29 protein-coding genes are annotated in these 26,514 nt (G+C 69.1%); 14 read left to right on the top strand and 15 right to left on the bottom strand.

Annotation, left to right across the window (positions count from 1 at the left end):
- The first annotated feature begins 193 nt into the window (after positions 1 to 193).
- On the top strand, positions 194 to 1,183 hold the full coding sequence (locus ACRSCF_RS04270) for a tripartite tricarboxylate transporter substrate binding protein (RefSeq protein ID WP_034363366.1): 990 nt from the start codon (positions 194 to 196) through the stop codon (positions 1,181 to 1,183).
- Positions 1,184 to 1,198: 15 nt separating this feature from the next.
- Here ACRSCF_RS04270 and ACRSCF_RS04265 read toward each other — a convergent pair whose 3' ends face one another.
- Together ACRSCF_RS04265 and ACRSCF_RS04260 are read right to left on the bottom strand one after the other, a co-directional pair.
- Entirely contained in the window at positions 1,199 to 1,615 is a 417-nt protein-coding gene (locus tag ACRSCF_RS04265) for a tautomerase family protein (RefSeq protein ID WP_013800576.1), read from the bottom strand.
- A gap of 60 nt (positions 1,616 to 1,675) precedes the next feature.
- On the bottom strand, positions 1,676 to 2,482 hold the full coding sequence (locus tag ACRSCF_RS04260) for an SDR family NAD(P)-dependent oxidoreductase (RefSeq protein WP_034363364.1): 807 nt from the start codon (positions 2,480 to 2,482) through the stop codon (positions 1,676 to 1,678).
- A gap of 162 nt (positions 2,483 to 2,644) precedes the next feature.
- On the opposite strand from ACRSCF_RS04260, the gene ACRSCF_RS04255 reads away from it, so the two are divergent.
- On the top strand, positions 2,645 to 3,211 hold the full coding sequence (locus tag ACRSCF_RS04255) for a winged helix-turn-helix transcriptional regulator (protein ID WP_034363362.1): 567 nt from the start codon (positions 2,645 to 2,647) through the stop codon (positions 3,209 to 3,211).
- Positions 3,212 to 3,252: 41 nt separating this feature from the next.
- On the opposite strand, the gene ACRSCF_RS04250 is transcribed toward ACRSCF_RS04255, so the two are convergent.
- Positions 3,253 to 3,816 (bottom strand): fasciclin domain-containing protein, encoded by a 564-nt coding sequence (locus tag ACRSCF_RS04250; protein ID WP_016450779.1) that lies wholly within the window; start codon positions 3,814 to 3,816, stop codon positions 3,253 to 3,255.
- A gap of 311 nt (positions 3,817 to 4,127) precedes the next feature.
- Between ACRSCF_RS04250 and ACRSCF_RS04245 the strand changes: the two genes are divergently transcribed.
- The 9 genes from ACRSCF_RS04245 to ACRSCF_RS04205 all read left to right on the top strand — a co-directional run bounded on the left by ACRSCF_RS04245 (position 4,128) and on the right by ACRSCF_RS04205 (position 12,914).
- Positions 4,128 to 5,099: a ferritin-like domain-containing protein gene (locus ACRSCF_RS04245; RefSeq protein ID WP_016450780.1), complete on the top strand. Its 972-nt coding sequence runs from the start codon at positions 4,128 to 4,130 to the stop codon at positions 5,097 to 5,099.
- Positions 5,100 to 5,190: 91 nt separating this feature from the next.
- Positions 5,191 to 5,433 (top strand): hypothetical protein, encoded by a 243-nt coding sequence (locus ACRSCF_RS04240; protein WP_034363360.1) that lies wholly within the window; start codon positions 5,191 to 5,193, stop codon positions 5,431 to 5,433.
- A gap of 45 nt (positions 5,434 to 5,478) precedes the next feature.
- Positions 5,479 to 6,849, top strand: a complete 1,371-nt coding sequence (locus ACRSCF_RS04235; protein WP_034363358.1) for an Nramp family divalent metal transporter — start codon at positions 5,479 to 5,481, stop codon at positions 6,847 to 6,849.
- Between the two features lie 149 nt (positions 6,850 to 6,998).
- Complete coding sequence (locus tag ACRSCF_RS04230) at positions 6,999 to 7,478, top strand: rhodanese-like domain-containing protein (protein ID WP_034363355.1); 480 nt, start codon at positions 6,999 to 7,001, stop codon at positions 7,476 to 7,478.
- A 12-nt stretch (positions 7,479 to 7,490) separates the two neighbouring features.
- Positions 7,491 to 8,405, top strand: a complete 915-nt coding sequence (gene epsC / locus ACRSCF_RS04225) for a serine O-acetyltransferase EpsC (RefSeq protein ID WP_013800567.1) — start codon at positions 7,491 to 7,493, stop codon at positions 8,403 to 8,405.
- Complete coding sequence (locus ACRSCF_RS04220; protein WP_012207587.1) at positions 8,402 to 8,674, top strand: helix-turn-helix domain-containing protein; 273 nt, start codon at positions 8,402 to 8,404, stop codon at positions 8,672 to 8,674. The genes epsC and ACRSCF_RS04220 overlap by 4 nt, the downstream gene beginning before the upstream one ends.
- Before the next feature lie 83 nt (positions 8,675 to 8,757).
- Positions 8,758 to 9,690: a family 2A encapsulin nanocompartment shell protein gene (locus ACRSCF_RS04215; RefSeq protein WP_013800566.1), complete on the top strand. Its 933-nt coding sequence runs from the start codon at positions 8,758 to 8,760 to the stop codon at positions 9,688 to 9,690.
- A 12-nt stretch (positions 9,691 to 9,702) separates the two neighbouring features.
- Positions 9,703 to 11,637, top strand: coding sequence for a family 2A encapsulin nanocompartment cargo protein cysteine desulfurase (locus ACRSCF_RS04210; RefSeq protein WP_244387798.1), 1,935 nt, complete (start codon positions 9,703 to 9,705; stop codon positions 11,635 to 11,637).
- Positions 11,638 to 11,909: 272 nt separating this feature from the next.
- Positions 11,910 to 12,914: a fimbrial protein gene (locus tag ACRSCF_RS04205; protein WP_223275305.1), complete on the top strand. Its 1,005-nt coding sequence runs from the start codon at positions 11,910 to 11,912 to the stop codon at positions 12,912 to 12,914.
- Positions 12,915 to 13,006: 92 nt separating this feature from the next.
- Here the strand turns inward: ACRSCF_RS04205 and ACRSCF_RS04200 are convergent, their stop codons facing one another.
- From ACRSCF_RS04200 to ACRSCF_RS04180, 5 genes are all read right to left on the bottom strand, one after another.
- Entirely contained in the window at positions 13,007 to 13,963 is a 957-nt protein-coding gene (locus ACRSCF_RS04200; RefSeq protein ID WP_034363353.1) for a Bug family tripartite tricarboxylate transporter substrate binding protein, read from the bottom strand.
- 44 nt (positions 13,964 to 14,007) lie between these two features.
- Complete coding sequence (locus ACRSCF_RS04195; protein ID WP_034363351.1) at positions 14,008 to 15,003, bottom strand: tripartite tricarboxylate transporter substrate binding protein; 996 nt, start codon at positions 15,001 to 15,003, stop codon at positions 14,008 to 14,010.
- Positions 15,004 to 15,069: 66 nt separating this feature from the next.
- Entirely contained in the window at positions 15,070 to 16,146 is a 1,077-nt protein-coding gene (locus ACRSCF_RS04190; protein WP_244387797.1) for a hydroxyacid dehydrogenase, read from the bottom strand.
- On the bottom strand, positions 16,146 to 16,823 hold the full coding sequence (locus ACRSCF_RS04185; protein ID WP_034363348.1) for an RraA family protein: 678 nt from the start codon (positions 16,821 to 16,823) through the stop codon (positions 16,146 to 16,148). The genes ACRSCF_RS04190 and ACRSCF_RS04185 overlap by 1 nt, the downstream gene beginning before the upstream one ends.
- A 65-nt stretch (positions 16,824 to 16,888) precedes the next feature.
- Entirely contained in the window at positions 16,889 to 18,130 is a 1,242-nt protein-coding gene (locus tag ACRSCF_RS04180; RefSeq protein ID WP_244387796.1) for an alpha-hydroxy acid oxidase, read from the bottom strand.
- 83 nt (positions 18,131 to 18,213) lie between these two features.
- On the opposite strand from ACRSCF_RS04180, the gene ACRSCF_RS04175 reads away from it, so the two are divergent.
- The gene (locus tag ACRSCF_RS04175; RefSeq protein WP_070080863.1) at positions 18,214 to 19,134 is read left to right on the top strand and encodes a LysR family transcriptional regulator; all 921 of its coding nucleotides are present in this window, start codon (positions 18,214 to 18,216) and stop codon (positions 19,132 to 19,134) included.
- 19 nt (positions 19,135 to 19,153) lie between these two features.
- On the opposite strand, the gene ACRSCF_RS04170 is transcribed toward ACRSCF_RS04175, so the two are convergent.
- The gene (locus ACRSCF_RS04170) at positions 19,154 to 20,380 is read right to left on the bottom strand and encodes a hypothetical protein (RefSeq protein WP_244387795.1); all 1,227 of its coding nucleotides are present in this window, start codon (positions 20,378 to 20,380) and stop codon (positions 19,154 to 19,156) included.
- Between ACRSCF_RS04170 and ACRSCF_RS04165 the strand changes: the two genes are divergently transcribed.
- Complete coding sequence (locus ACRSCF_RS04165) at positions 20,379 to 20,570, top strand: oxidoreductase-like domain-containing protein (RefSeq protein ID WP_016452671.1); 192 nt, start codon at positions 20,379 to 20,381, stop codon at positions 20,568 to 20,570. The two genes, ACRSCF_RS04170 and ACRSCF_RS04165, sit on opposite strands and share 2 nt — an antisense overlap.
- Before the next feature lie 23 nt (positions 20,571 to 20,593).
- On the opposite strand, the gene ACRSCF_RS04160 is transcribed toward ACRSCF_RS04165, so the two are convergent.
- From ACRSCF_RS04160 to ACRSCF_RS04145, 4 genes are all read right to left on the bottom strand, one after another.
- Positions 20,594 to 21,064, bottom strand: a complete 471-nt coding sequence (locus ACRSCF_RS04160) for a RidA family protein (protein ID WP_012207603.1) — start codon at positions 21,062 to 21,064, stop codon at positions 20,594 to 20,596.
- A 68-nt stretch (positions 21,065 to 21,132) separates the two neighbouring features.
- On the bottom strand, positions 21,133 to 21,948 hold the full coding sequence (locus tag ACRSCF_RS04155; protein ID WP_244387794.1) for an ABC transporter permease: 816 nt from the start codon (positions 21,946 to 21,948) through the stop codon (positions 21,133 to 21,135).
- 5 nt (positions 21,949 to 21,953) lie between these two features.
- Positions 21,954 to 22,793 (bottom strand): ABC transporter permease, encoded by an 840-nt coding sequence (locus ACRSCF_RS04150; RefSeq protein ID WP_244387793.1) that lies wholly within the window; start codon positions 22,791 to 22,793, stop codon positions 21,954 to 21,956.
- Between the two features lie 6 nt (positions 22,794 to 22,799).
- Positions 22,800 to 23,660, bottom strand: a complete 861-nt coding sequence (locus ACRSCF_RS04145; RefSeq protein WP_034363343.1) for an ABC transporter ATP-binding protein — start codon at positions 23,658 to 23,660, stop codon at positions 22,800 to 22,802.
- Between the two features lie 158 nt (positions 23,661 to 23,818).
- Between ACRSCF_RS04145 and ACRSCF_RS04140 the strand changes: the two genes are divergently transcribed.
- Entirely contained in the window at positions 23,819 to 25,603 is a 1,785-nt protein-coding gene (locus tag ACRSCF_RS04140) for a monovalent cation:proton antiporter-2 (CPA2) family protein (protein WP_244387792.1), read from the top strand.
- Positions 25,604 to 25,625: 22 nt separating this feature from the next.
- On the opposite strand, the gene ACRSCF_RS04135 is transcribed toward ACRSCF_RS04140, so the two are convergent.
- Together ACRSCF_RS04135 and ACRSCF_RS04130 are read right to left on the bottom strand one after the other, a co-directional pair.
- Positions 25,626 to 26,015 (bottom strand): VOC family protein, encoded by a 390-nt coding sequence (locus ACRSCF_RS04135; protein WP_012207608.1) that lies wholly within the window; start codon positions 26,013 to 26,015, stop codon positions 25,626 to 25,628.
- A gap of 66 nt (positions 26,016 to 26,081) precedes the next feature.
- Positions 26,082 to 26,435, bottom strand: coding sequence for an energy transducer TonB (locus tag ACRSCF_RS04130; RefSeq protein ID WP_034363341.1), 354 nt, complete (start codon positions 26,433 to 26,435; stop codon positions 26,082 to 26,084).
- Positions 26,436 to 26,514 lie beyond the last annotated feature (79 nt).

Genomic DNA, 26,514 nt, shown 5'->3' with positions numbered 1-26,514 from the left:
CCCCGGCGCCAACGACGCATTGCAGATATGGATATGAGCTTTGGGCACTGCGCGCGCATGCGTGGGGCATGCGTGGCGCAAGCGTGACGCACGTTGTGCGGCAGCCGCATATGCATAGCAGCAATGCTTAGTTCACGCCGCGCCAGGAGCCTCCCAGACTGCGGGCATCGACTCTCTGCACTCCGGCACTCCCATGATCCGCACCCCGTCTGCGCTGCGCGCACTGCTGCTTCCCCTGTTCTCCGCCCTGGCCCTGTACGCGCCTGCGGCCCTGGCCTCGGCCGACAGCTTTCCGAACAAGCCGGTGCGCATCATCGTGCCCGTGGCGCCCGGGGGCAGCGCCGACAAGCTCACGCGCACGCTGGCCGACAAGCTGGCCGCGCTGTGGGGCCAGTCGGTGGTGGTGGAGAACGTGGCCGGGGCCAGCGGCACCATCGGCGCGGCCAAGGTGGCCAAGGCCGCGCCCGACGGCTACACCCTGCTGCAGCAGGGCGAGGGCCTCACGCTCAACGGCCTGCTGTTTGCCCAGTTGCCCTACGACACGCAAAAGGCCTTCACGCCCATCATCAAGGCCGTGGTCAATCCGCAGGTGCTGGTGGTCAACCCCGGCACGGGCCTGAACACGCTGGGCGACTACCTGGCCCGCGCCAAGGCCAAGCCGCAGAGCATCAGCCTGGGCCTGCCCGGCAATGGCGGCATTGCCCATGTGGCGCATGAAATCCTCACGCAGGAGACGGGCGCCAAGGTCAACTACATCCCCTACCCGGGCGGTGGCCCGGCCGCGCTGGACGTGCTGGGCGGCCACACCGACGCCACGCTGATCACGCTGGCCGCCGTGACCGAGTACGTGCGCGCCGGCAAGCTGCGCGCCCTGGCCGTGACCACGCCCTACCGCTCCGACGCCCTGCCCCAGGTACCCACCATGGCCGAGGCCGGCGTGCCCGGCTTCTCGGTGGAGAGCTGGCAGGGCTACTTCGCGCCGGCCGGCACGCCTGCGCCCATCGTCGCCAAGATCAACCGCGACCTGCAGACCGTGCTGCAGGCCCCCGATGTGCGCGCCCAGCTGGAGCACATGGGCTTCAAGGTGGCGGGCGGCTCCCCTGCCGACCTGGGCCAGAGCCTGCAAAGCGAGCGCCCGCGCTACGCCCGCGCGATCCAGTCGGCGGGGCTGTCGCTGCGCTGAGATGCAGGCAGGTCCTCAGAGGGGAGAGGGCCGATTGTCCAGGCGCCACTTCTCCCCCTCGGGCGTGCCCGGCACGGGCGGGCGCAGGCCCTGGATGCTCCAGAGGCTGAAGGGCGTCTCGTCCACATGCATCTCCCAGCGCAGGCCCCGGTCGGCAATGAAGGGGGACAGCTGCCGCCGCACGCCTTCGAGGAACCGTGTCTTGGTCTCCTCGTCGCGGATCTGCCGCGCGATATGGTCCACGGAGATGCGCACGAAATCATCCGCAGGCTCGCCGCCGATGAAGAACGAAGTGCGCGCCACGGCCTCGAACACCACGCCCACGTAAAAGCGCGGCAGGTCGCCGTAGACGGCCGTGATGCGCTGGGCGATGGCCTGTTTGTCTTCATCGCTGAAGGCGTTTTCGGGGTGGTAGATCTTCCACAGGGGCATGGCTTTCTCCGGGGCAAAAAGAGGAGTACGGGAATCCGGGGTGGCGACGCAGCGCGGCCGTCAGGCCGGCTGGCCTGCATCCGCAGCCTGGTAGCGCGCCGCCGGCACGCCGCTGAGCGTCAACGCCTTGACGAGATCGGCGCGCGATTGGTCAAAGTCCAGCCAGGCGGTCGTGCTGCCCAGCGTGGGAAAGCAGATGGCCTCGCCCTGGTCCAGCGCCGCCAGGGCCGTGTCCACCAGGGTCTCGGGCGACATGAACAGGTGCTCGGGAAAAGGAGAAGGCTTGCCCCCGAAGAACTCCGAGCGCACCAGGCTTGGCATCACGGCCTGCACCATGACGCCGCTGGAAGCGAGCTCGGCCTGCAGCGAGCGCGTGAAGTTCAGCACATAGGCCTTGGAGGCGCTGTAGCTGGAGGCGCCCGGCAAGGGCATCAGGGCCAGGATGGAGCCGATGTTGATCAGCGTGCCCCGGCCGCGCGTGGCGAACAGCCGCGCTGCCGCCAGCGACAGCCGCGTCAGCGCATGGATGTTGACCATGACCATGCGATCGACCTCGCCCGCATCCACCTGGGCGGCCGGGCCCAGGGCTCCCAGGCCGGCGCAGTTCACCAGCATGCGGATGTCACGCTCACCCGACAGCAGCGCCGCCACGCGCCGCAGGCCGGCGGCGTCGGCCAGGTCGGCGGCCACCACCTCGACCTCGCGGCCATGCGCGCTGCGCAGGCGCTGCGCCAGCGCCTGCAGCCGGTCCTCGCGGCGTGCGACCAGGATCAGGTCATGGCCGCGTGCGGCCAGGCGATCGGCATAGACGGCGCCGATGCCGGAGGAGGCGCCAGTGACGACGGCGGTGCCTTGATGCGTGCTCATGGGAGAAGTCCTTGCTTGGATCAAGCGGTGGTTGAAAGTGGCTTCAACTATAAACTTCAATCATTAGAGCTACAAGCACGCAATCCACCTTTGCGGGCCGGGCTTGCGTTTTGCTGAGACACTCCAGGCCTGCGACAACGCGAACAGACAACGAGGAATTCCATGCGATCCAAGAGCTTCGAGGGCATGGCCTGCTCGATCGCCACCACGCTGGAGGCCGTAGGCGACCGCTGGGCCATGCTGGTGCTGCGCGACCTGATGCTGGGCCTGAGCCGCTATGACGACCTGAGAAAGTCCACGGACATCACCAACGCCACGCTGACCGACCGCCTGCGCCAGCTGGAGCAGTCCGGCCTGGTCGAGCGCCGCCTCTACCAAAGCGGCCCGGACCGCTACGAGTACCTGCTCACGCCCAAGGGCCGCGACCTGTCCCTGGTGATCCAGGCGCTGGCCCAGGTCGGCGACCGGTGGCGCCTGCAGCAAGAAGCGCAGCCGCCCATGCGCTTTGTGCGTGCGCAGTCGGGCACGCCCCTGCGGCTGGCGCTGGTGGAGGAGGAGTCGGGCCAGAGCGTGCCCTTTTCCGAGCTGCGCGTGGAGGCCGGCCCCGGCGCGGACGACCTGACGCGCTGGCGGCTGTCCAAGCTGGCCGCGCAGGCCGGGACGCCGGCAGCGGCTTGCGGCGTTGCGCCCGCAAGGCGCATGGCGAAGGCGCAAGGCTCCGGCCACTGACCACGGCGGTCAGTGGCCGGCCCGCTCGCTGCCTGTGCCGCTCACTTGGGCAGCAGCACCTTGTCGATCACGTGGATCACGCCGTTGGACTGGTAGACGTCGGGGATGGTCACCGTGGCCATGCCGCCCTTTTCATCGGTCAGCATGATCTTGGAGCCGCTGGACTTGGCCACCAGCGTGCCGCCGCTGACGGTCTTGATGCTGGCCATGCCCTTGCCGTCCTTGATCATCTTGGACAGCGCCGCCGCATCCCACTTGCCGGCCACCACGTGGTAGGTCAGCACGGTGGTCAGCGTGCCCTTGTTCTCGGGCTTGAGCAGGGTGTCCACCGTGCCTGCGGGCAGGGCCTCGAAGGCGGCATTGGTGGGCGCGAACACGGTGAACGGACCCGGGCCCTTGAGCGTATCGACCAGGCCCGCCGCCTTGACGGCTGCGACCAGGGTGGTGTGGTCTTTGGAGTTGACGGCGTTGTCGATGATGTCCTTGGACGGCAGCATGGGTGCGCCGCCCACCATCACATCGGCCATGGCAGCCACGGAGGCAGCCGACATCACGATGGCCAGGCCGAACGAGGCCAGCTTGCGGGTGTTTTGAATCGAGACCATGGAATGCTCCTAGCGGGTTGATGACAAGCCGAACGATTCCGGCTGATCTGGATACGCAGCGCAGCGGGGTCTGGATTCAAAAAAAACGGCGATCGACGTCAAACACAAAAAATTACAACCACTTTCAATTGCGGCACATCCAGACCTGCGCGGCCTGCGTACTGCCGGATAGCGGGGACGCATCCCATTCCCCTGGAGCAGGTGGCCACCTCTTCAGTGGAACGCGCTTTCGCCACACCCGTGTGCTTTCGGCCGGAGGCGCATTCTTCACGTTGACCGTTCGCGCCTGCCGCGAACCGAGAGGAACCATCATGTCCGACGAATCAGTGTTGATCGGGGTTTTGCAAAAACGTGCCAAGAAGCTGGAGGACAGGCGCCAGTTCTTCCGCAAGACCAGCGGCGTGGCCGTGGGCATGGCGGGCGGGGTGATCCTGTCCGCCTGCGGCGGCGGCGGGGGCGATGCGAATGCGCAGGCCAACGGGCCCACGGATGCGGAGATCCTGAACTTCGCCCTCAACCTGGAGTATCTGGAGTCGCAGTTCTATCACTACGCGGTGTTCGGCACCGGCCTGCCCGCCAACCTGCAGTCGGGCGTGGGCACGCAGGGCGCCATCACGGGCGGCCGTGCCGTGGCCTTCAAGGATCCCGTGGTGGCGCAGTACGCCAAGGAGATCGCCCAGGACGAGATCGCCCACGTGGCCTTCCTGCGAGCGGCGCTGGGCTCGGCAGCGGTGGCGCAGCCGCAGATCGACATCGGCGGAACCGACCCGAACGGCGCCTTCTCGGTGGCCGCGCGAGCGGCCGGGCTGGTGGGCGCGGGCACGGCCTTCGATCCCTATGCGAGTGACGAGAACTTCCTGCTGGGGGCCTTCATCTTCGAGGACGTGGGCGTCACCGCCTACAAGGGCGCATCGCCGCTGATCACCAACAAGACCTATCTGGAGGCAGCCGCCGGCATCCTGGCCGCCGAGGCCTACCACGCAGGCCTGGTGCGCACGGTGCTGTACGCCAAGGGACTGGCCACGCCCGCGCTGCGCACGGCGGCCGGCGCCATCTCGGATGCGCGCGACAGCCTGGACGGCTCCACCGACGTGGACCAGGGCATCACGGGGGATGCCACCACGTCCAACATCGTGCCGCTGGATGCCAACGGCATCGCCTACAGCCGCTCGCCGGGCGACGTGCTGAACATCGTGTACCTGACCAAGGACACGGCGACCAAGGGCGGGTTCTTCCCGTCCGGCGTGAACGGCTCGCTGGTGATGAGCAGCGCCTACGCCTGACGCGGACCGCCCGCCTGCCCCGCACCGGCCGGGGCAGGCGGGCTTCCCCGGGGCTGGCCCGAGACAAGCGTTCCCCTGCCAAGGAGTTGCCATGATGTCCCTTCTGCCTTCCTCATCCGCCCCCCGCACGCCGGCCAGCACGCCGGGCCGCACGCCACGGCGCCTGAAACCTTCCACCGTGGCGCGCCGCTGCGTGGGCAGCCTGATTGTGCTGGCCGGCGCGGTCGTCGTGACCGGAGATCTCGTGGCGCTGTGGCGCGGCGCAGGCACCGATGCCGCACCCGCCGCCGCAGCCATTGCGCCCGCCAGCGGCCTGGTGCCGACCGCTCGATAGGCATCCCCCCTGCAACCGCGTGCCCCCGCCGGCGGAAAGGCCCCCATGAACGACACCGTGCTTGCGGCTGAACAGGGCCGCTTCGGCGCCATCGAACCGGACCACGGCCACGCGGGCACGCCCAGCCTGCCGCAGGTGCATCGCAGCATTGCCGTGCCGCGCGGCGACAGCCGCTCAGACAACGCGCGCCGCGTGCTGGCGTTTGCCGGGCCCGGCTACATGGTGGCCGTGGGCTACATGGACCCGGGCAACTGGGCCACCTCCATCGCGGGCGGCTCGCAGTTCGGCTACTCGCTGCTGGCGGTGATCTTTGCCTCCAACCTGATGGCCATGCTGTTCCAGGCGGCGGCCGTGCGCCTGGGCCTGGCCAGCGGGCGGGACCTGGCCCAGGCCTGCCGCGCGCAGTTTTCACCGCGCATCAACCTGGTGCTGTGGTTCTTCTGCGAGATCGCCATCGTGGCCTGCAACCTGGCCGAGGTGCTGGGCATGGCCATCGGCCTGAACCTGCTGTTCGGCCTGCCGCTGCTGGCCGGCGTGTGCATCACGGTGGTGGATGTGATGCTGATCCTGGCGCTGCAAAGCCGGGGCTTTCGCTGCCTGGAGTCGGTGGTGATCGCCCTGGTGGCATTGATCGGCCTGTGCTTTGCCGCCCAGCTGGTGTGGCTGCAGCCGCCCGTGGCGGCCGTGCTGCGCGGGCTGCTGCCGGGCATGGAGATCGTGGCCAATCCGCAGATGCTGTACCTGGCCGTGGGCATCGTGGGGGCCACGGTGATGCCGCACAACCTCTACCTGCATTCGTCCATCGTGCAGACACGCCGGCATGACACCACGCTCCAGGGCACGCGCCAGGCCATCCGCCTGGCCACGCTGGACTCCACGGTGGCGCTGGGGCTGGCGCTGTTCGTGAACGCCGCCATCCTGGTGGTGGCGGCCGGCGCGTTCAACCGGCCCGGCCAGGCGCCGGTGACCGAGCTGTCGGACACCTACCACCTGCTGTCGCCGCTGCTGGGCGTGGGCATCGCCAGCGCGGTGTTCGGCGTGGCGCTGCTGGCCTCGGGGCTGAGTTCTTCGGTCACGGGCACGCTGGCCGGGCAGATCGTGATGGAAGGCTTCTTGCAGATCCGCCTGTCGCCCGCGCTGCGCGCCCTGCTGACGCGCTGCATCGCCATCGTGCCCGCCGTGGTGGCCACCGCCTGGTTCGGCAGCACCGGCGCCAGCGCCCTGCTGGTATTCAGCCAGGTGGTGCTGAGCCTGCAATTGCCGTTTGCCATCGTGCCGCTGCTGCTGTTCACCACGCGGCGCAAGACGCTGGGCGAGCTGGCCTTTGGCCCAAGGATGTCGGCAGTGCTGTGGGGCTGCGCGGCCCTGGTGGTGTCGCTGAACCTGTGGATGCTGCAGCGGGTGCTGACGGCCTGATCGCCCGAAGCGGGCATGGCGCCGCGCGGCGCCTTCATAGACGTTTTGCTTCTATCAAACGCCGCTCTTGTTCGTTGGTGGCTTGCCGCGAAGTTCTTAGATTGGTGCCCATAGCCACCAACCCGCGAACTCTCCGCAAGGACGACGACATGACAGCCCTCACTTTGGAAACCGCCTTGCCCCGGGCGCTGCAGGAGGCACAGGACCACGCCCGCGCACAGGGGCTGGGCCACGCAGGCGGCGTGCGCCCGCCCGTGGCCTGGGCGCTGGTGCAGGCCGGCCAGGCCGTGCTGGTCGATGTGCGCACGGCCGAGGAACGCAAGTTCGTCGGCCAGGTGCCCGGCACCCTGCACGTGCCCTGGGCCACGGGCACGGCCCTGACGCGCAACCCGCGCTTTGCCCGCGAGCTGGAAGCGCGCCTGGCCCCGCACGGCGGCAAGGAGGCCGTGGCCCTGCTGCTGTGCCGCAGCGGCAAGCGCTCGGTGCTGGCGGCCCAGGCGGCCGCCCAGGCCGGATTCGCCCATGTGTTCAACGTGCTCGAAGGCTTCGAGGGCGAGATCGACGCGCGCCAGCAGCGCGGCAAAAACGACGGCTGGCGCTTCCACGGCCTGCCCTGGATTCAAGACTGAAGGAGCACGCAGATGGCCAGTTTCGACATTGCCGGACTCACCCAGAACCTGCATGCGGCGCGCCGCGAATGGCGCGAGGCGCACGGCCGCACCCAGGAGCCCGGGGCACGCGAGTTTCCCTCGCGCGACGCGCTTTCCACCCTCATCGACCAGCTCAAGGCAGCCCTGTTTCCCATGCGCCTGGGCCCGCACGACCTGCGCCAGGAAAGCGAGGACATCTTCGTGGCCCACCAGCTGGACTCGGCCCTGCATGCGCTGCTGGGCCAGATACGGCTGGAGCTGCGGCTGTCCGCGCCCCACACGGCAGCGGGCGCCGATGCCATGGCGCTGGACATCGCCCGCGCCTTTGCCGAGTCCCTGCCCCAGATCCGCCGCCTGCTCGACAGCGACGTGCTGGCCGCCTTCCAGGGCGATCCCGCCGCGCGCAGCGTGGACGAGGTGCTGCTGTGCTATCCGGGCGTGCTGGCCATGATCCACCACCGCCTGGCCCACCAGCTGTACCTGCTGGAGCAGCCGCTGCTGGCGCGCATCGTGGCCGAGCTGTCGCATGCGCAGACGGGCATCGACATCCACCCGGGCGCGAAGATCGGGCGGGGCTTTTTCATGGACCACGGCACGGGCGTGGTGATCGGCGAGACCGCCGTGATCGGCGAGCGCGTGCGGCTGTACCAGGCCGTCACCCTGGGCGCCAAGCGCTTTCCCACCGATGAGCACGGCCACCTGCGCAAGGGCCTGGCGCGCCATCCGGTGGTGGAGGACGACGTGGTCATCTACGCGGGCGCCACCATCCTGGGCCGCGTCACGCTGGGGCGCGGCGCCGTCATCGGCGGCAATGTCTGGGTGACCGAGGACGTGCCGCCCGGCGCCCACGTCACCCAGGCCCATGCGCGCGAGCACGCGCAGCAGCCCCGGGAGGTGGCCCTATGAGCACCCGTCTTGTCACCAGCTTCGGCATTGCCGTGCGCCAGGCGCGCGAGGCCCATGGCTGGTCGCAGGAGCGGCTGGCCGAGCACTCGGACCTGAACCGCTCCTACGTGGGAGAGATAGAGCGCGGCCGCGTCATCGCCTCGCTGCTGACCGTGGAGAAGCTGGCCGTCTCGCTGGGCGTGCAGCCCTCGGCCCTGGTCATGCGCGGCGAGACCGTGGCCCACGACCAGCTGGTGCGCGGCCTGCGCTTGGCGGCTATAGCATGTTGAAGACATGTGCGCGGGCCGGGACACTGGCCCTGTTTCCCCTCCTTCCCCTTCCCTTTTTCCTGAACTGATCACGGAGTCTGCACATGTCGGCAACAGTGGGCGGCACGACCGCGCTAGGCGACAACGCCGCGCGGCAACTGGCCAACGCAACCAAAACCGTTCCCCAGCTTTCGACCATCAGCCCGCGCTGGCTGACGCACCTGCTGCAATGGTCGCCGGTGGAGGCGGGCATCTACCGCCTCAACCGCGTCAAGAACCCGGAGGCCATCAAGGTCACCTGCACGGCCAAGCAGGAAGACAACCAGCTGCCGCGCACCTATGTGGACTACGAGGAGCAGCCGCGCGAGTACTTTCTCAACGCCGTCTCCACCATCCTGGATGTGCACACGCGCATCTCCGACCTCTACAGCAGCCCGCATGACCAGATCAAGGAACAGCTGCGCCTGACCATCGAGACCATCAAGGAGAACCAGGAAAGCGAGCTGATCAACAACCCCGACTACGGCCTGCTGGCCCAGGTCACGGACGAGCAGCGCATCTTCCCGCTGACCGGCGCGCCCACGCCCGACGACCTGGACGAGCTGCTGACCAAGGTCTGGAAGGAGCCCGCCTTCTTCCTGACCCATCCGCTGGCCATTGCCGCCTTCGGCCGCGAGGCCACGCGCCGCGGCACGCCGCCGCCCACGGTCAGCCTGTTCGGCTCGCAGTTCATCACCTGGCGCGGCATTCCGCTGATCCCCTCGGACAAGGTGCCCGTGGCCGATGGCAAGAGCAAGATCCTGCTGCTGCGCGTGGGCGACAAGCGCCAGGGCGTGGTCGGCCTGTACCAGCCCGGCCTGCCGGGCGAGCAAAGCCCGGGCCTGTCGGTGCGCTTCATGGGCATCAACAACCATGCCATCGCGTCCTACCTGATCTCGCTGTACTGCTCGCTGGCCGTGCTCACGCCCGACGCGCTGGCCGTGCTCGACGATGTCGAGATCGGCAAGTACCACGACTATCCCGACACCTACAAGTAAAGAGGCCGGGCGTTGACCGTGTCTGCAATCACCTCCGTGGCGCCCCAGGCGCCCTTCGACCCCGAGGCGCTGGCGCGCATGGCCAACGCCCTGTTCTCCGCCGCACCGGGATCGGCTCCTGCCCTGCCGGGTCTTCCGGGTCTTCCCGGCCTGCCTGCTGGCGTGCAGGCCCCCGTGAACGTGGCGCCGCCCGGCTCGCCGCTGGCCAGCCCCGCAGGCCTGGGCCCCGGCGTGCCGGGCACGCCCATCCCGCAGGGCCTGGCGCCGGGCAGCAACCTGCTGCCGGCCTCGCCCGCGCCGCTGGCCTCGCTGGCCCACCGCGCGCCCGCGCTGCTGCCCCATGCCCAGGCCGGCAACGGCGTGCCCGACCATGTCGTGAGCGCCCTGCCCGCCTACGAGCCGCGCCTGGGATCGCAGGTGCTGGGCGTGCCCCAGCGCCAGGGCGATCCGCTGGATGCGCTGGCCGCGCTCCCGTTCACGGCACCTGCTGCACCTGCGACACCTGCTGCATCTGCTGCATCTGCTGCACCTGCGGCACCCGCCGTGCCGCGCATCGGCGTGCCCACAGAAGGGCCCGGCATTGCGTCCGCCGTGCCTTCGGCCGAGCCGCGCTTTTACTTTGTCGATCCCGTGGTGCTGCCCTCCGGCTACACCACGCCGGCCCATCCGCTGCAGCGCCAGCAGGCTTCGCACGGGGCAAGGCATGGAGCGGCCGGCGTGCAGGCGCCCTTCGACGTGCATGCCGTGCGCCGGGACTTTCCCATCCTGTCCGAGCGCGTCAACGGCCGGCCCCTGGCCTGGCTGGACAACGCGGCCACCACGCACAAGCCGCGCGCGGTGATAGAGCGCATTCGCCACTTCTACGAACACGAGAACTCCAACATCCACCGCGCAGCCCATGAACTGGCCGCGCGCGCCACCGACGCCTACGAGGGCGCGCGCGAGCGCGTGCGCCGCTTCATCAACGCGCCCGACGTGAACGAGGTCATCTTCGTGCGCGGCACCACCGAGGCCATCAACCTCGTGGCCAAGAGCTGGGGCTGGCAGCATGTGGGCGAGGGCGACGAGATCATCGTCTCCCACCTGGAGCACCACGCCAACATCGTGCCCTGGCAGCAGCTGGCGGCCGCCAAGGGCGCGAAGATCCGCGTGATCCCGGTGGACGACTCGGGCCAGGTGCTCATCGATGAATACCGCAGGCTGCTGAACCCGCGCACCAAGATCGTCTCCGTCACCCAGGTCTCCAACGCGCTGGGCACGGTCGTGCCCGTGCAGCAGATCGTGGAGCTGGCCCACCAGGCGGGCGCCCGGGCCCTGGTCGATGGCGCGCAGTCGGTCTCGCACATGGCCGTGGACGTGCAGGCCATCGGTGCGGACTTCTTCGTGTTCTCGGGCCACAAGGTCTTCGGGCCCACGGGCATCGGCGTGGTCTGGGGACGGCGCGAGGTGCTGGAGGACATGCCGCCCTGGCAGGGCGGCGGCAACATGATCGCCGACGTGACCTTCGAGAAAACCGTCTACCAGCCCCTGCCCAACACCTTCGAGGCCGGCACCGGCAACATTGCCGACGCCGTGGGCCTGGGCGCCGCCATCGACTACGTGCAGGCCCTGGGCATGGAGCGCATCGCGCGCTACGAGCACGATCTGCTGCAGTACGGCACGCAGGCGCTGGCGCCCATCCCCGGCCTGCGCCTGATCGGCACGGCAGCCGACAAGGCCAGCGTGCTGTCCTTCGTGCTCAAGGGCTGGACCACGGCCGAGGTGGGCGAGGCGCTCAACGCCGAAGGCATCGCCGTGCGCACCGGCCACCACTGCGCCCAGCCCATCCTCAGGCGCTTCGGCGTGGAGACCACGGTGCGGCCCTCGCTGGCCTTCTACAACACCACCGAGGAAATCGACCGGCTGGCGGCCGTGGTGCAGGGGCTGGCGGCGCGCAGGCGGGGTTGAGCCCCGGGCTTAGCCCAGGCGTCTTGCAAAGGCGTCGCCCGTAGTGGCCGTGCCCAGGCGGCCGCCCACGTCGTTGGCGCCGCTTGCGCCCGGTGTGCCGCAGGCCGGACCCGGTGGCCATGCCGCGCCACGGCAGCGGACGGAACACGGCATTGGAGTCATGAAAAAGCATTGCCAATATCAGAATGATCCTATGGATTTCCATCAATCATAGGAATAGACTTTGGAGCGCGCCCATCAAACTCTCCTGCATCGTTTCCGGTTTCATTCATATGAAAAAAATCAGATATTTTCTCATTACGGCAACGCTTTGCTTTTCTGTAAGCTCCATTTATGGAGGCATATTTACCCCGGCGTCGTCCACCATCCAATTACCGGAAATCATCAACGTTCCCGCAGGAAATATCATGAATGGATCAGTGCTATGGGAATCGCCCATGGTCAAATCCACCCTCGACACAATTTCCTACAGTGTGCTTTCGGGGCCATCTTCAGAAATATGGCCCCAAATCATGAACGCCACTACGCTGGACGGCGATATCTACTCCACATCTTTGCGCGGAATAGGAATCCGTTGGCGTGCCATATGGAAAGCCAGGAATTTCCCCAATGGCAAAACCATGTCCATCACCACTACGTCCAACAATGCAGGAGCCACGGGATGGCTAAGGAATGATGTACATGAGCAAACCATATGGATGCAACTCATCAAGACAGGCGCCGTTCAATCGGGCACTTTCAGCGTCAGCAGCTATTCATCCGCCCGGTTTGACTGCAATAGCCTTTGCAATAACTGGATCGTGAAGGCGACCGGCAGCACCGTGGTGCGCACAGGCGCCAGTTGCCGGGTGAAGACGAGCAACATCGCCGTGAACCTGCAGCGAATCAACAGGTCACTGTTCAACGGGATAGGCGCTACCTCCGCGCCCCAGCCATTCGATCTGGAACTGATATGCACCGGGGGCGAAGCCAATTCCACCCTGCGCCCGTTCGTCACGCTCACGGATGCCAACGATGCCGCCAACCGCTCCGATGTGCTGACGGTGACCGGAGGGGCTGCCGGCATCGGCATCCAGATCCGCAGCAGCGACAAGGTCATCAGCTACGGCGAGGACTCCGCCAACTTCGGCAATCCCAACCAGTGGCAGGCGGGCACCATCACCCCAAACACCAGCAACCACGTGATTCCATTGACGGCGCGCTATGTCCAGACCCAGCCCTCCGTCACCACGGGCCTGGCCAACGGACGGGCCACCTTCACGCTCAACTACCAGTGACCTGCCAGTGACCTGCAAGTGACACGCTGGCTGCATTGCGGCTGCGCAGGCACCCGTGCCGATCCTGCGTGGCCGCCCGCCCCCGGCTGCGCTCACTCGGCTCTGGCCCCCGACACCCGCACCTGCTCGGCCGCCACGGGCATCTGCTCGCGCACGAAGCGCCAGAACGCGTCCACGCCCATGGGCTTGACGGGCAGCGAGCCTTGGTCGATGAACTGCTTTTGCACCTCGGGATTGCGCAGCGCCGTGGCCAGTGCGCCGTTCAGGCGCTCCAGCGCCGCGCGCGGCGTGCCGGCCGGGGCAACCAGGCCGTACCAGGAGTCGGTGTAGAAGCCCTTGACGCCTGCTTCCTCGAACGTTGGTACATCGGGCAGGGCCGGCAGGCGCTGGCGCGAGGCGACGGCCAGGGCGCGCAGCTTGCCTGAACGGATGAAGGGGATGGCACCGGTGGTGAGCACGAAGTCCACGCGGCCCGCCATCAGGTCGGTCATGGCCGGGGCCGTGCCCTTGTAGGGGATGTGGGTGACATCCACGCCCGTGAGCTGCTTGAAGCTGGCGCCGGCCAGATGCTGGCTGGAGCCCACGCCGCCCGAGCCGTAGTTGAGCTGGCCCGGCCTGGCGCGCGCCGCCTCCAGCAGATCGTTGACCGAGCGCAGCGGCGAGGCCACGGGCACCAGCAGCACGCTGGGCGAGGTGGTGATCATGCCGATGGGCGCGAAGTCCTTGAGCGGGTCGTGGTTGAGCTTGGCGTAGAGCGCGGAGTTCAGGCCGTGCGAGGCCACGGTGGCCAGCATGATGGTGTTGCCATCGGGCCTTGCGCGGGCTGCCGCGTCGCTGCCCAGGTTGCCGCCCGCGCCGGCCCGGTTGTCGATGGTGATGGGCTGGCCCAGGGCCTCGCTCATGCGCGTGGCCGCCAGCCGCGCCACGTTGTCGGAAGGGCCGCCCGCAGGCCAGCCCACGATGAGGGTGATGGGGCCTTGCGCCAGGGCCGGCAGGGCCAGGGCGCACAGGGCCAGCGCAGCCAGGCTGCGGCGCGGCAGACAGTGCATGACGGTCGTCCTTGTGAATTCGAAGGTTGGCATGGGCATGGCCTTCAGGGCTTGCCGTCCTGCCAGGGCATTTCGGTCCAGAGCTTGCGAAAGCCGGCCTCGGTGCGCTCCAGTTCGGCCGCGTAGGCCGGTGGCGCCAGATAGCGCAGCGGCGCGTACATGGCCTCGGCCTGCTGCCTGAACTGCGGGTCGGCCGCGATGGTGGCCACGGCATCGACCAGCTTTTTGCGCACGCCTTCGGGCAAGCCCTTGGGCGCGGCCAGGCCGCGCAGGGAGGCCAGTTCGATATCGATGCCCTGCTCCTTGAACGTAGGCACCTGCGGCGCCAGCGAGCTGCGCGCGGCCGACATCTGGCCCAGCAGGCGGATGGGAGTGCCGCCCTTCTGGTAGGCCAGCACCTCGCCCACGTTGATGGCGCCGATGGTGATCTGCTGGCCCGTGGCGGCGGCGCGCACCTCGCCCGCGCCCTTGTAGGGCACATGGGTGAGCTGCGTGCCCGTGGCCTTGGCGAACAGCAGCATGGCCAGGTGGTCGTCCGAGCCCGTGCCCGTGGTGCCCACGGTCACGGCGCCGGGGTTGGCCCGGGCGTAGGCGGCCAGGCCGGCCAGCGTGGTGATGGCGTTGCTGTTGTGGATGGCAAAGCCGCCCGGGTCGTCCACCAGGTTGCCCAGCAGGTCGTACTGGCTCCAGTGGAAGCTGCTCTTGCGCTCGATGGGGATGGTCAGCACGTTGGGCGTGTTGATGAAGCCGATGGTGTAGCCGTCCGGCTTGGCCCGCGCCAGTTCGCCAAAGCCGATGCCGCCGCCCGCGCCGGGGCGGTTGAGCACGACCACGCTGCCGCCCAGCTTCTTTTCCAGATGGCGGGCCAGCAGCCGCGCCACCAGGTCGGTGCCGCCGCCGGGCCCGTAGGCCACGATCATCTCGATGTTGCGCGAGGGATAGGCAGCCTCGCTCTGCGCCTGGGCCTGGGCCAGGGCCGGCAGCGCCATGCAGGCGGCGGCCAGGCCTGCGCACAATGCGCGCCTTGCTTGCTGTGTCATCTTTGTCTCCTGGGTCGCCTCTTGCAGTGGTCTGAGAGGCTTTGTAGTCATGGTGAAGGAAGCGGCTCAACGGGACGGGGAAAAGGGCGGGTAACGGGACGGGGAAGGGGACAGGCCCAAGGCCCGGGCGATGCGCTCGCGCGCATGCGGCCAGACCTCGGGATTGACCAGGCGCGCGGGCCGCTGGCCATTGGCCAGCAGTTGCACGATCTGGGTGGCGGCCAGCTCGGCGTTGTTGCGCCGGGCCTCGTGCGTGACACCGGCGGTGTGGAAGGTGGCCACCACCTGGGGCAGGGCCAGCAGCGGATGGGAGGCGGGCGGCGGCTCCTGGTCCCAGACATCGAGCCCGGCGCCGGCCAGGTGGCCGCTGGCCAGGGCGGCGTGCAGGGCGGCCTCGTCATGGATACCGCCGCGCGCCGTGCTCACGAAGACGGCGCCCGGCTTCATGGCCGCAAAGGCAGCGGCGTCCATGAGCCCCAGCGTGGAGGCATCGCGCGGGCAGTGCAGGGAGACGATGTCAGCGCGCTGCAGCAGTTCGTCGAAGCCGACGGCCTCGGCCCCGCGCGCCGCCAGGCCGGCCGCGTCGTAGGCCGGGTCGCAGCCGATCACCTGCATGCCGAAGGCCCGGCCCAGGGCCGCGACGCGGCTGCCGGCCTCGCCCACGCCCACCAGGCCCAGGGTGCGGCCGCGCAGCTCGTGGCCCATCACGTCCTCGCGGCTGAAGCCCCGGGCAGGGGCGCGCAGCAGGCGGTCGGATTCGTTGATGCGGCGCAGCACGGACAGCATCAGCCCGATGACCATCTCGGCCACCGAATCCGCGTTGCCGCCCGACTGGTTCATCACGGCCACGCCGGCGCGCGTGCAGGCCTCGATGTCGATGGTGTCGCAGCCCGAGCCGCTGGAGGACACGGCCAGCAGATCGGGGCAGCGCGCCAGCAGGTCCGCCGTGGCGAACCAGTGGCGCGGCAGCTCGTCCTTGGCGGCCGTGATCTGGTAGACCCGGGCGCCGGCCAGGGCCTGCCAGGCGGCGGCATCGTCGCCCTCGCGCCGGCAGGTGATCAGTTGCACGCCAGGCGCGGCCGAGACGATGCGGTCGAAGGCCGCATCCAGCCAGTAGTCGAAACGGACAACGCGGCGATCCATCACAGCACCCCCTTGGCGGCCAGCGTGCGCACCACCCAGGAACGGTCGGCGCGGCCTGCGGCAATGGCGGCAAGCACATCGGCCTCGTCGCGCTGTATGGCCTCCACGCGGTCGGCAATGGCGGCGGCCTCGGCGGCGGGCACGGCCAGCAGGCCGTCGCCGTCGCCCAGCACCAGGTCGCCCGGGTGGACGACCATGCCGTCGATGCTGACGGGCACATGCAGCTCGCCGGGGCCGTCCTTGTAGGGGCCGCGGTGCGAGACGCCGCGCGCATACACAGGCAGGCCGTGCTGGCCGATGGTGTCGCTGTCGCGGATCAGCCCGTCAATGACGATGCCGGCCGCGCCGCGCGCCATCATCAGCGCCAGCATGATCTCGCCAATGATGGCGTTGGGCCCGGCGCCGCCCGCGTCCACCACGATCACGTCGCCGGGGTCGCAGATGTCGATGGCCTGGTGCACCATGAGGTTGTCGCCGGGCCGCGTGCGCACGGTCAGCGCACGGCCCACCAGCGGCCCCTGGCGGCGATGGAAGGGCCGCAGCGCCGAGGTGCCCGTGGTGCGGCTCATGGCGTCGCTGACATTGGCGACCGGAAAGCCGCGGTAGCGCTGCAGCAGCGCATCGCCAAGGGCGGCCTCGGGCCGGGTGTGGATATGGAATCCGGGAATCTTGCTCACTGCTGTGTCTCCGTCTGTGTCTGTGTCTGTGTCTGTTGTCTGTGTCGATACCGTTGTCTTGCCGCTCAGAACGCATCCCAGGCCTGCGCGTGACGCACGCAGGCCGGCGTGATCTGGTCCAGGCGCGTGGCACCCAGCATGGCCATGTCGCGCAGCACCTCCTCGCGCAGCAGGGCCATGGCGTGGGCCACGCCCGCCGGCCCGGCCACCGAGGCCGCGTAGTTGAAGGGCCGGCCCACGAACACGCAGCGCGCGCCCAGGGCCAGGGCCTTGAGCACATCGGTGCCCCGGCGCACGCCGCTGTCCAGCATCACCGGCAGGCCGGGCACGGCGCGCACGATGCCGGGCAGCACGCGCAGCGGTGCCACGGCGCCGTCGAGCTGGCGCCCGCCGTGGTTGGAGACGATGAGGCCGTCGGCGCCGTGATCGCGCGCCAGCACGGCGTCTGCGGCCGAAAGAATGCCCTTGACCACGAGCTGCCCCTGCCAGCGCTGGCGGATGGCGGCCAGATGCGGCCAGGCCAGGTGGGAGCGGTCCGAGAAGTCGCGCATCACGCTGGCCGACAGGATGGGCGCGCCCCGGTGCGCATAGTTGTTCTCGAAATGCGGCATGCCGTGGCGCCACAGGGTCTTGAGAAAGCTGCCGAACAGCCAGCGCGGATGGCTGATGCCCTGCCAGGCCAGGCCCGGCCCGGGCCGCAGCGGCGTGGAGAAACCGGCGCGCACATTGTTCTCGCGGTTGGCGGCCACGGGCGTGTCCACCGTGATCACCAGGGTCTGCACGCCGGCGGCGGCCACGCGGTCCAGCAGCGCATCGATCTGGCCCTGGTCACCCGGCAGGTAGGCCTGGAACCAAGTGTGGGGCGCGGCCGCCATCACCTCCTCCAGCCGGATCAGCGAGGAGCCGCTCATGATGGCCGGCACGCCCGCCTGCTGTGCGGCCTGGGCCAGCACCAGGTCGCCCCGGTAGGCCGACAGCGCGGCAATGCCCATGGGCGCCACGCCGAAGGGCGCTTCGTAGCGGCGCCCGAACAGCTCGAAGGAGGGGTCGCGCTGCGCCACGCCCACCAGCGCGCGCGGCACGAAGGCCAGCTCGGCAAAGACGCGGCGGTTGTCCGCCAGCGAGGCGTTGTCCTCCACCGCCCCGCTGATGTAGGCATGGATGGGGCGCGGCAGATGGCGCCGCGCCAGCCGCTCGAAATCGTCAAGCGACAGCACGCCGCGCAGGCGGCGCGGCGGCCGGGCAGGGGCTGGTGCAGCAGCTGCGGAAGCGGTGGCGGTGGTGGAGGGGACGTTGTTGGCAGGCATTGCCGGCCAATGTAGAAGGGCCAACCTGCAAAGAAAAGCGAAATAAATAGGAATCGATATTTCGATTTTGGAAGAATGTCGCCATGACCCTCAAACAGCTCGAAGCCTTCTACTGGGCCGCCACCTGCCTGAACTTCAGCGTGGCGGCCGACCGCGTGCACCTGTCGGTCTCATCGCTGTCCAAGCGCATTGCGGAGCTGGAGGCTTCGCTGGGCGTGCAGCTGTTCGACCGCAGCGGCCGCGCCGCCGAACTCACGCCCCAGGGCGAGCAGCTGCTGCCGCGCATCCGCGAGCTGCTGCACGGCGCCGCCCAGCTGCGCGAGGCGGCGGGCCGCAGCGTGGGCCTGCAGGGCCGCTGCCGCATCGGCTTTGGCGAACTCAGCGGCCTGACCTGGCTGCCCCGGCTGGTGCAGAAGGTGGCCGAGCTGCACCCCGACCTGCAGCTGGAGCCCCACACCGACATCGGCCAGGTGCTGGAGCAGCGCATCGTCGATGGCGAGCTGGACTGCGTGGTCATCGCCGGGCCATCGTCGCGCAGCAGCCTGGCCTTCGAGCAGGTCGCCCAGGTGCGCTTCGTCTGGGCCGCCAGCGACGACTTCATCGCCCGCGCCGGCACCGGCCTGCCCCGGCGCCTGGTGCGCGAGCAACTGCTGATCGCCCTGCCCACCGGCTCGGGCGCCACGCGCACGCTGGACGACTGGCTGGGCCGCCACGGCCTGGCCGTGGAGCGGCGTCTTTCCTGCAACAGCTGGGGCGCCGTGGTGGGCATGGTGGTGGACGGCCTGGGCTTCACCTACATGCCCGAGCAATGGGCCCTGGCCCTGCAGCAACGCGGCCGCCTGCGCGTGCTGGACGGCGGCGCCGAGGCCGCAAAGCACAGCGCGCTGGCCCCGCTGACCTACACCGTGCAATGGCGCCGCGACGATGCACGGCCGCTGATCACGGAAATGCGCGAGATCATCCGCAGCGTGATCGATTTCCCGGCGCCGCGCTGTTTGAGTTGATCAGACGGAAAGCGTGCCGTCAGCCCACGGTATCCGGCTCCCGCGGCAGATCCTCCATCACCCACGGAGCCTCTTCAATGCGCGCCAGCAGTGCCAGCGTGGCCTGTCGCAGCGCATGCAGCCTGTCCGGCTCCAGCGCCCCCTCGACGATGGCCTCCACATGGAGGTTGCCTTCCTTGAAGCGCAGCGTCACTCCGTCCATCACCACGGCGTACATTTCCCCGACCGCTTCCTGGACCGGCGGGGCAACCGTCTCATCGATCCGGTAGAGCAGGTCCAGCGCCTCGAAGTCAGGCGCGTCACCCAGGCCCTCGATCGTTGGCAGATTCAGGTGCTTGTATTTGCGCAGTGAATGCGCAAGCCGCATGCTCATGAGCCGGTTGCCTTTGCCATCGGCACGCCGCATGGCCCAACGCTGCCAGGGCCTGCGGGTCAATCGCCGCCACTCGCCGGTCACTGTGTCCAGCGACCAGTCGTCGATGTTCTCGGGCGTCAGGCATTGCTCGCCAAACCAACGCTCGCCACCGCTCACCACGATGGTTCTCCCATCGCCTGCCAGACAGGCCTCATGCTGATAGATCCAGCCGGGCGCCTCGCCATGCGTGGGAACCGCCTCGATGCGCATGCTGTCCAGCAGCAACTTGTACACCCGCGTCATCCCCGGCATGCGCTGGTGCCGGTAGCCCAGGCCGCCAATGATGAAGATGGCGTCACCCACCAGCGTGGCGCTGTGGAAATCGGTGGGAGGGAAGGCATCGTCCGGGTAGCCGTGGATGGCGATGCCGCCATTCGCGTCGATGACGATGACATCGTTGTAGATGAAGAAGTCGGGATCGCAGCTGTCTTCGTGCTCGCCGCCGATGTGCACGACCCGGCCATCGGCCAGCACCGTCTCGCTCTTGCCATACCGGGCAAAGCACCACATGGGCCCTTGCGCAAAGGGCGACGGTCCACGCAGAAGTTCGTTCGCGCCATAGGCGCTCCAGCGCGTGCGCACCATCCAGTGCCACAGCGGATTGTCCTGCCGCGTCGGGTTCAGCGCTCCGACCCGGGGCGAGCGCCAGAGGGCAAGATCCCGCACGGCTTCCTCGGGCGGCGGCTCGGCCTTTCTGCGTTCGGCGGCGTCCTCCTCAGCGAGAAATTGCGCAATCTCATCCTGTTTGCTCTGATCGCCAGCCTGCATGGCCTGCCTCCTCAAAAACCGTACAAAACAACGCCACAAGCAGCGCGAGACAATCGAGCCCATGACCACCGCGCCGATTCCAGATTCCGCCGACCCCATGCCCCAACCGCCCGAGCAGCCCGACCTGGACGCCTGCTGCGGCAATGGCTGCGACCCCTGCATCTTCGACAGCTATGACCTGGCCATGGACGAGTACCGCCAGGCGCTGCGGGCCTGGAAGGCGCGCAACGAAACGCCGGCGGGCCAGGGATAGGAATAGGGATAGGGGTAGCGCGATCAGTCCACGCGGGCGATCAGGTCCAGCTCCACGGCCGCACCCTTGGGCAGCTGCAGCACGCCCACCGAAGTGCGCGTGTGGGCACCCACGGGGCCCAGCACCCGGGCGATGAGGTCGGAGGCGCCATCGGCCACCTCGCTTTGCTGGGTGAAATCGGGCGCCGAGCGCACATAGACGGTGATGCGTGCAACGGCGCGCACGGCATCGAGCGAGCCGGCCGCGCGCTGCACGAAGGCCAGGGCCCGCATGGCACAGATGGCGGCGGCCGTTCTGGCCGATGCCAGGTCGATCCCGGCGCCGACCGTCCCCACGTAGAGCACTTCATCGCCCACGCGGGGAATCTGCCCGCTGACGAACAGCTGCTGGCCGTCGCGCACGACGGGGCTGTAGTTGCCGCCTATCTTGATCTCGCCATCGAAGCGGTGGCCGAGCTCAAGGGCGGCCTGGGCGAAGCGTTCATCTGCTGTCATGGTCTGGTGTCCGGAGTAAGGCAAGCGCGCAGTCTAGAGCCTGTGGTGCACCGGCGCCTGCGGCGGCTTCAACTGCCCGTGGACGCGTAATGCTTCACCCCCATGCGCCAGGCGCCCGAGGCCAGCCAGAGGAAGGCAAAGCCGGCCAGCGGCGAGACCCAGCCCAGCCAGGCTGGTGCGCCCAGCGGGTCGGGCTTGCCCAGCACAGCCAGCGCCGGGTAGTAGGCCACGCAGGCCAGCGGCACGGCGAAGGTCAACAGGCGGCGAAACCACTGCGCGTACAGGGCCAGCGGGTACTGGGCGGCCTCGACGCTGCCGTAGCTCAGCACATTGGCGGCTTCCAGGCTTTCCACGGTCCAGAACGAGAGCGCACCCTGCAGCACCAGGATGCCCAGGAACAGCGCCACGCCGCCCGCCACGGCGAACAGCGCCACGGCGACGGCCTGGGGCGTCCACACCACGGCGCCCTGGGCCGTGGCAAAGCCCAGCACCAGCAGGCCCTGCAGCAGGCGGCCCAGGCGGCTGATGCGCACGTCATGGCCCATGAGCTGCAGCCACACGGGGCGCGGGCGCAGCAGCAGGCGGTCGAAGGCGCCCGTGCGCAGGAACTGCGTGCCCAGCACGTCGAAGCCCCGGCCCAGCGCATCGGCCAGGGCGAACATGCAGTTCACCAGGCCATAGAACACGGCCACTTCGCCGATGCGCCAGCCCTGCACCTCGCCAAACCGGTGGAACAGCGCCCAGACGGCGATGACCTCGATGCCCGTGACCAGGAACTGGCCCAGGGTCAGCATCAGCGCCGAGGCCGGGTAGCGCGCCTGCCCGCCCAGCGAGGCCAGCGCCAGGCGCAGGAACATGGACAGCGATCCTTTGTGCTTGGCCATGGTCTTCACCCTCCCTGCACTTCGAGCCGGCGCATGGTGCGCGCCATGGCCGCGCGGCCCAGGGCCACGATCACGGCAATCCACAACACCTGCAGCGCCAGGCAGGCCAGCATCTGCGCGCCGGCCATCTGGCCGAAATAGATGCGCGCAGGGATGTCCATCACGCCCGCCAGCGGCTGCAGCAGCAGCGCGGCCTGCCAGGCGTCGGGCATCAGCGCCAGCGGCAGCAGGTTGCCCGACAGCACGATGACCACGGGCGCGGCCAGCGTGTTGATGCCTTTTTCATTGAGCGCGGCGGCAGCGGCAACGTTCAGCAGCATGACCAGTGCCGTGGACAGCAGCAACGCCAGCAGCATGGAGGCGGCAAAGCCCAGGCCTGCGGCCCAGCCGGCCGGCGGCTGCCAGCCCCAGGCGCCCAGCCCCGTCAGCGGCAGGGCCAGCCCTGCAAACGCCACCATCAGCGCCACGCGCGGCAGCACGCGCGCGGCGATCCAGCCAGCCGAGCGCACGAACCACAGCGCATAGGCATCCACGGGCCGCAGCCGGTCATAGGCGATGGCGCCCGTGCGCACGGCCAATGCCACGTCGGGGTCGCCGCTCCAGGGCAGCAGCGCGAACAGGCCCTGCGCCAGCCAGGTGTAGGTGATGGCGTGCTCCAGCGAGATGGGCGCGCCGGCCGATGCCGAGGCACTGCCGTAGAACGCCGCCAGCACCATGGTCTTGATGGCGCCCCACCAGCACTGCGTGGCAAAGCCCGCGTAGGCGGCCGTGCGGTACTGCAGCATCACCAGGAACCGCGATGCAAAGGCCGCCACATAGGGGCGCAGGAGTTCACGCAGCGTCATGCCGGCTCAGCCTTCGGCCGCTCCGTGCATGGCGTAGAAGCGGGCGATCACGGCCTCGATGGCCATGTCTTCTCCATTGCCTTCGCCATCACCACCTCCACGCCCCTCGCCCTGCGCTGCCACCACCTGGGCGCGCAGCGCATCGACCGCGCAGTCGGCCAGCACGCGGCCATGGCCGATGACGATCACGCGCCGCGCCAGCGCCTCGATGTCGTGCATGTCATGCGTGGTCAGCAGCACCGTGGTGCCGCGCTCGCGGTTGGCGCGCAGCACGAACTCGCGCACGGCCAGCTTGGAGGGTGCGTCCAGGCCGATGGTGGGCTCGTCCAGGAACAGGATCTCGGGCTCGTGCAGCAGGGCCGCGGCGATCTCGGCGCGCATGCGCTGGCCCAGGGACAGCTGGCGCACGGGCTGGTCCAGCACGCGCTCCAAGTTCAGCAGCGCCACCAGCTCGTCGCGCGTGCGCCCGTAGCGTGCGGGATCGACGCGGTACAGGTCGCGCAGCAGGTTGAAGCCATCGCCCACGGGCAGGTCCCACCACAGCTGCGAGCGCTGCCCGAAGACCACGCCGATGCGGCCCACATGGCGCTGGCGGTCGGCGAAGGGGTCGCGCCCGTCCACCTCCACGCGCCCGCCATCGGGCCGCAGGATGCCCGACAGGATCTTGATGGTGGTGGACTTGCCCGCGCCGTTGGGGCCGATGAAGCCCAGCAGCTCACCACGCTCCAGCGCAAACGACACGCCATCCAGCGCCTGCACCGTGCGATGGCGCGGATGCACCAGCGCGCGCAGCGCGCCCATCACGCCGGGGCCGCGCTCATGGATGCGGTAGGTCTTGCGGAGGTCGTGGACGAGGATCTGGGGCATGGCGCTGGGCGGTGAGGTAAGCGCAGAGAGGGGCACAGAGGGTGGCACAGAGGGGGCGCGATTCTACACAGGCCCGGGCTTTGCTATCCTGCGCGCAAATTCGCGGATGGAAATCCGCCTTGCCGCACGCACGCACGCACGCACAAAGGAAACACAACATGGCCGCTGAAGGCAATGCAAGCCAGCTCGTAGGAATCGTCACGCTGCTGGGGGCCGCCGTGGTGGCCGTGCCGCTGTTCAAGCGGCTGGGCCTGGGCGCCGTGCTCGGCTACCTGGCCGCCGGGCTGGCCATAGGCCCCTACGGGCTGGGCCTGGTGACGGACGCGCAGACCATCCTGCACGTGGCCGAGCTGGGCGTGGTGATGTTTCTCTTCGTCATCGGGCTGGAGATGAAGCCTTCGCACCTGTGGGACCTGCGCGGCCAGATCTTCGGGCTGGGCAGCCTGCAGGTGGTGGTGTGCGCGCTGCTGCTCACGGGCGTGGGCATGGCCTTCGGCTTTCCGTGGCAGGTGGCCTTCGTGAGCGGGGCGGGCTTCGTGCTGACCTCCACGGCCATCGTCATGCAGGTGCTGGCCGAGCGTGGCGACATCCTGGCGCCGCGCGGCCAGCGCATCGTCTCCATCCTGCTGTTCGAGGACCTGCTCATCGTGCCGCTGCTGGCCGCCGTGGCCTTTCTGGCGCCGGCCGATGCGGCGCCCGTGGCCACCTCGCCCCTGTGGCAACGCGCGGGCGTGGCCCTGCTGTCGCTGGGCGCGCTGGTGGGCGCGGGCCTGTGGCTGCTGAACCCGCTGTTCCGCATCCTGGCCAAGGCCAAGGCGCGCGAGGTGATGACGGCCGCCGCGCTGCTGGTGGTGCTGGGCGCCGCCCTGCTGATGGAGATGGGCGGCCTGTCCATGGCCATGGGCGCCTTCGTGGCGGGCGTGCTGCTGTCCGAATCCTCGTTCCGCCACCAGCTGGAGGCCGATGTGGAGCCCTTCCGCGGCCTGCTGCTGGGCCTGTTCTTCCTGGGCGTGGGCATGGCGCTGAACCTGGAGGTGGTGGCGCTGAACTGGCGCATCGTGGGCATGGGCGTGGTGGCGCTGATGCTGGGCAAGGCGCTGTGCATCTACGCCGTGGCCCGCGTGGCGCGCAGCAGCCATGCCGATGCGCTGGACCGCGCCATCCTCATGGCCCAGGGCGGGGAGTTCGCCTTCGTGCTGTTTGCCGAGGCGCTCAAGCTCAAGGTGCTCAGCCCCGAGGTGCATGCCAACATGACGGCCATCGTCGTGATGTCCATGGCCATCACGCCGCTGGTGGTGCTGCTGCACAAGCGCCTGGCCGGCGCCCAGGCCGTGTCGCTGGACGGCGTGGAGGCGCCGCAGGACCTGCGCGGCAACGTGCTGGTCATCGGCTTCGGCCGCGTGGGCCAGATCGCCAGCCAGGGGCCGCTGGCGCATGGGGCCAGGCTGTCCATCATCGACAACGACCCCGACGTGATCCGCAACGCCGAGCCCTACGGCTTCAAGGTCTACTTCGGCGACGGCGCGCGCGCCGACATCCTGCATGCGGCCGGCGCCAGCCATGCCAGCGCCATCCTGGTCTGCGTGGACAGCAAGGCCGCCGCCACGCGCATCGTGGAGAACGTGCGCCACGAATGCCCGCACGCCCGCCTCATCGTGCGCGCCTATGACCGCGAGCACGCGCTGGAGCTCATCCAGAAGGACGCCGACCATGTCGTGCGCGAGAGCTTCGAGTCCGCCCTGCTCATGGGCCGCCACGCCGTGCTGGCCCTGGGCGCCACCGAGGACGAGGCCCGGACGCTGGAGTCCGAAGTGCGCGGCCGCGACACCGAGCGCTTTGCGCTGGAGACCGCCGGCGGCACCTTTGCGGGGCGCGCCCTGCTGCTGGGCAACATCGAGCGCATCGATCCGCCCCGGCACGACAAGCCCACCGCCAGGGACTGAATCAGCCCCGGGCACAGCGCGCTCAGTGCCGCTGGTTGATCTGTATGAGATTGCCGCAGGTGTCGTCGAACACCGCAATCGTGACCGGCCCCAGATGCGTCGGCGGCCTGGTGAAGCGCACGCCGGCCGCGCTCAGGCGCTCGTACTCGGCCTGCACGTCGTCCACGCCGAAGAAGGTGGCCGGCACGCCGTCGGCATGCAGGGCGGTCTTGAACGGCCTGGCGGCCGGGTGCATGTCGGGTTCGAGCAGCAGCTCCACGCCATCGGCATCGCCGGGTGATGTCAGGGTGAGCCAGCGCGCGTCGCCGCCCATGGGAATGTCGTGCTTGAGAACGAAGCCGAGCACGTCGCGGTAGAAGGCCAGGGCCTTGTCCTGGTCGTCGACGAGCACGCTGGTGATGACGATCTTCATGGAATGCTCCTTGTGTCGCTGCGCAGGGCACGCACCGGGTACACACCTGCCACCACCGGCATGCCGCTATTTCAGCAGGAAGGTGACGGGCACGCGCGTCCACATGCTGTCCGGCACGCCGTCGCGCGTGCCGGGGACAAAGCGCCACGTCCGCACGGCGTCCAGCGCCTCCTGGTCGAGCAGAGGATAGCCGCTGCTGTCTGCCACATCCACGGCCAGTGCCTTTCCGCTGGCGCCCACCAGAACCCGCAGCACCACCTTGCCTTCCTGCTCCAGCCGCCTGGCTTCCTTGGGATAGGCCGGCGCCTTGTTCTCGCTGGCCTGCCTGTCGGGCACAGGCTGCATCACGCCTGCCCAAGCCGGGCCGCCGGCCAGCAGGCCCAGGGTCAATGCAAGGATGGCGCAGCGCATGCGGGACATTCGGAAGGCTCCTGGATGGGGACGGGATGGGGGACTGGATGGGTATGGGATGGCAGTCGCGGACTGGTGCGGCCCCGGA

The organism is Delftia sp. 11MD, assembly GCF_050907895.1.
GTDB classification, from domain to species: Bacteria; Pseudomonadota; Gammaproteobacteria; order Burkholderiales; family Burkholderiaceae_C; genus Comamonas; species Comamonas tsuruhatensis.
This window is presented reverse-complemented; position numbering and strand designations above follow the sequence as displayed.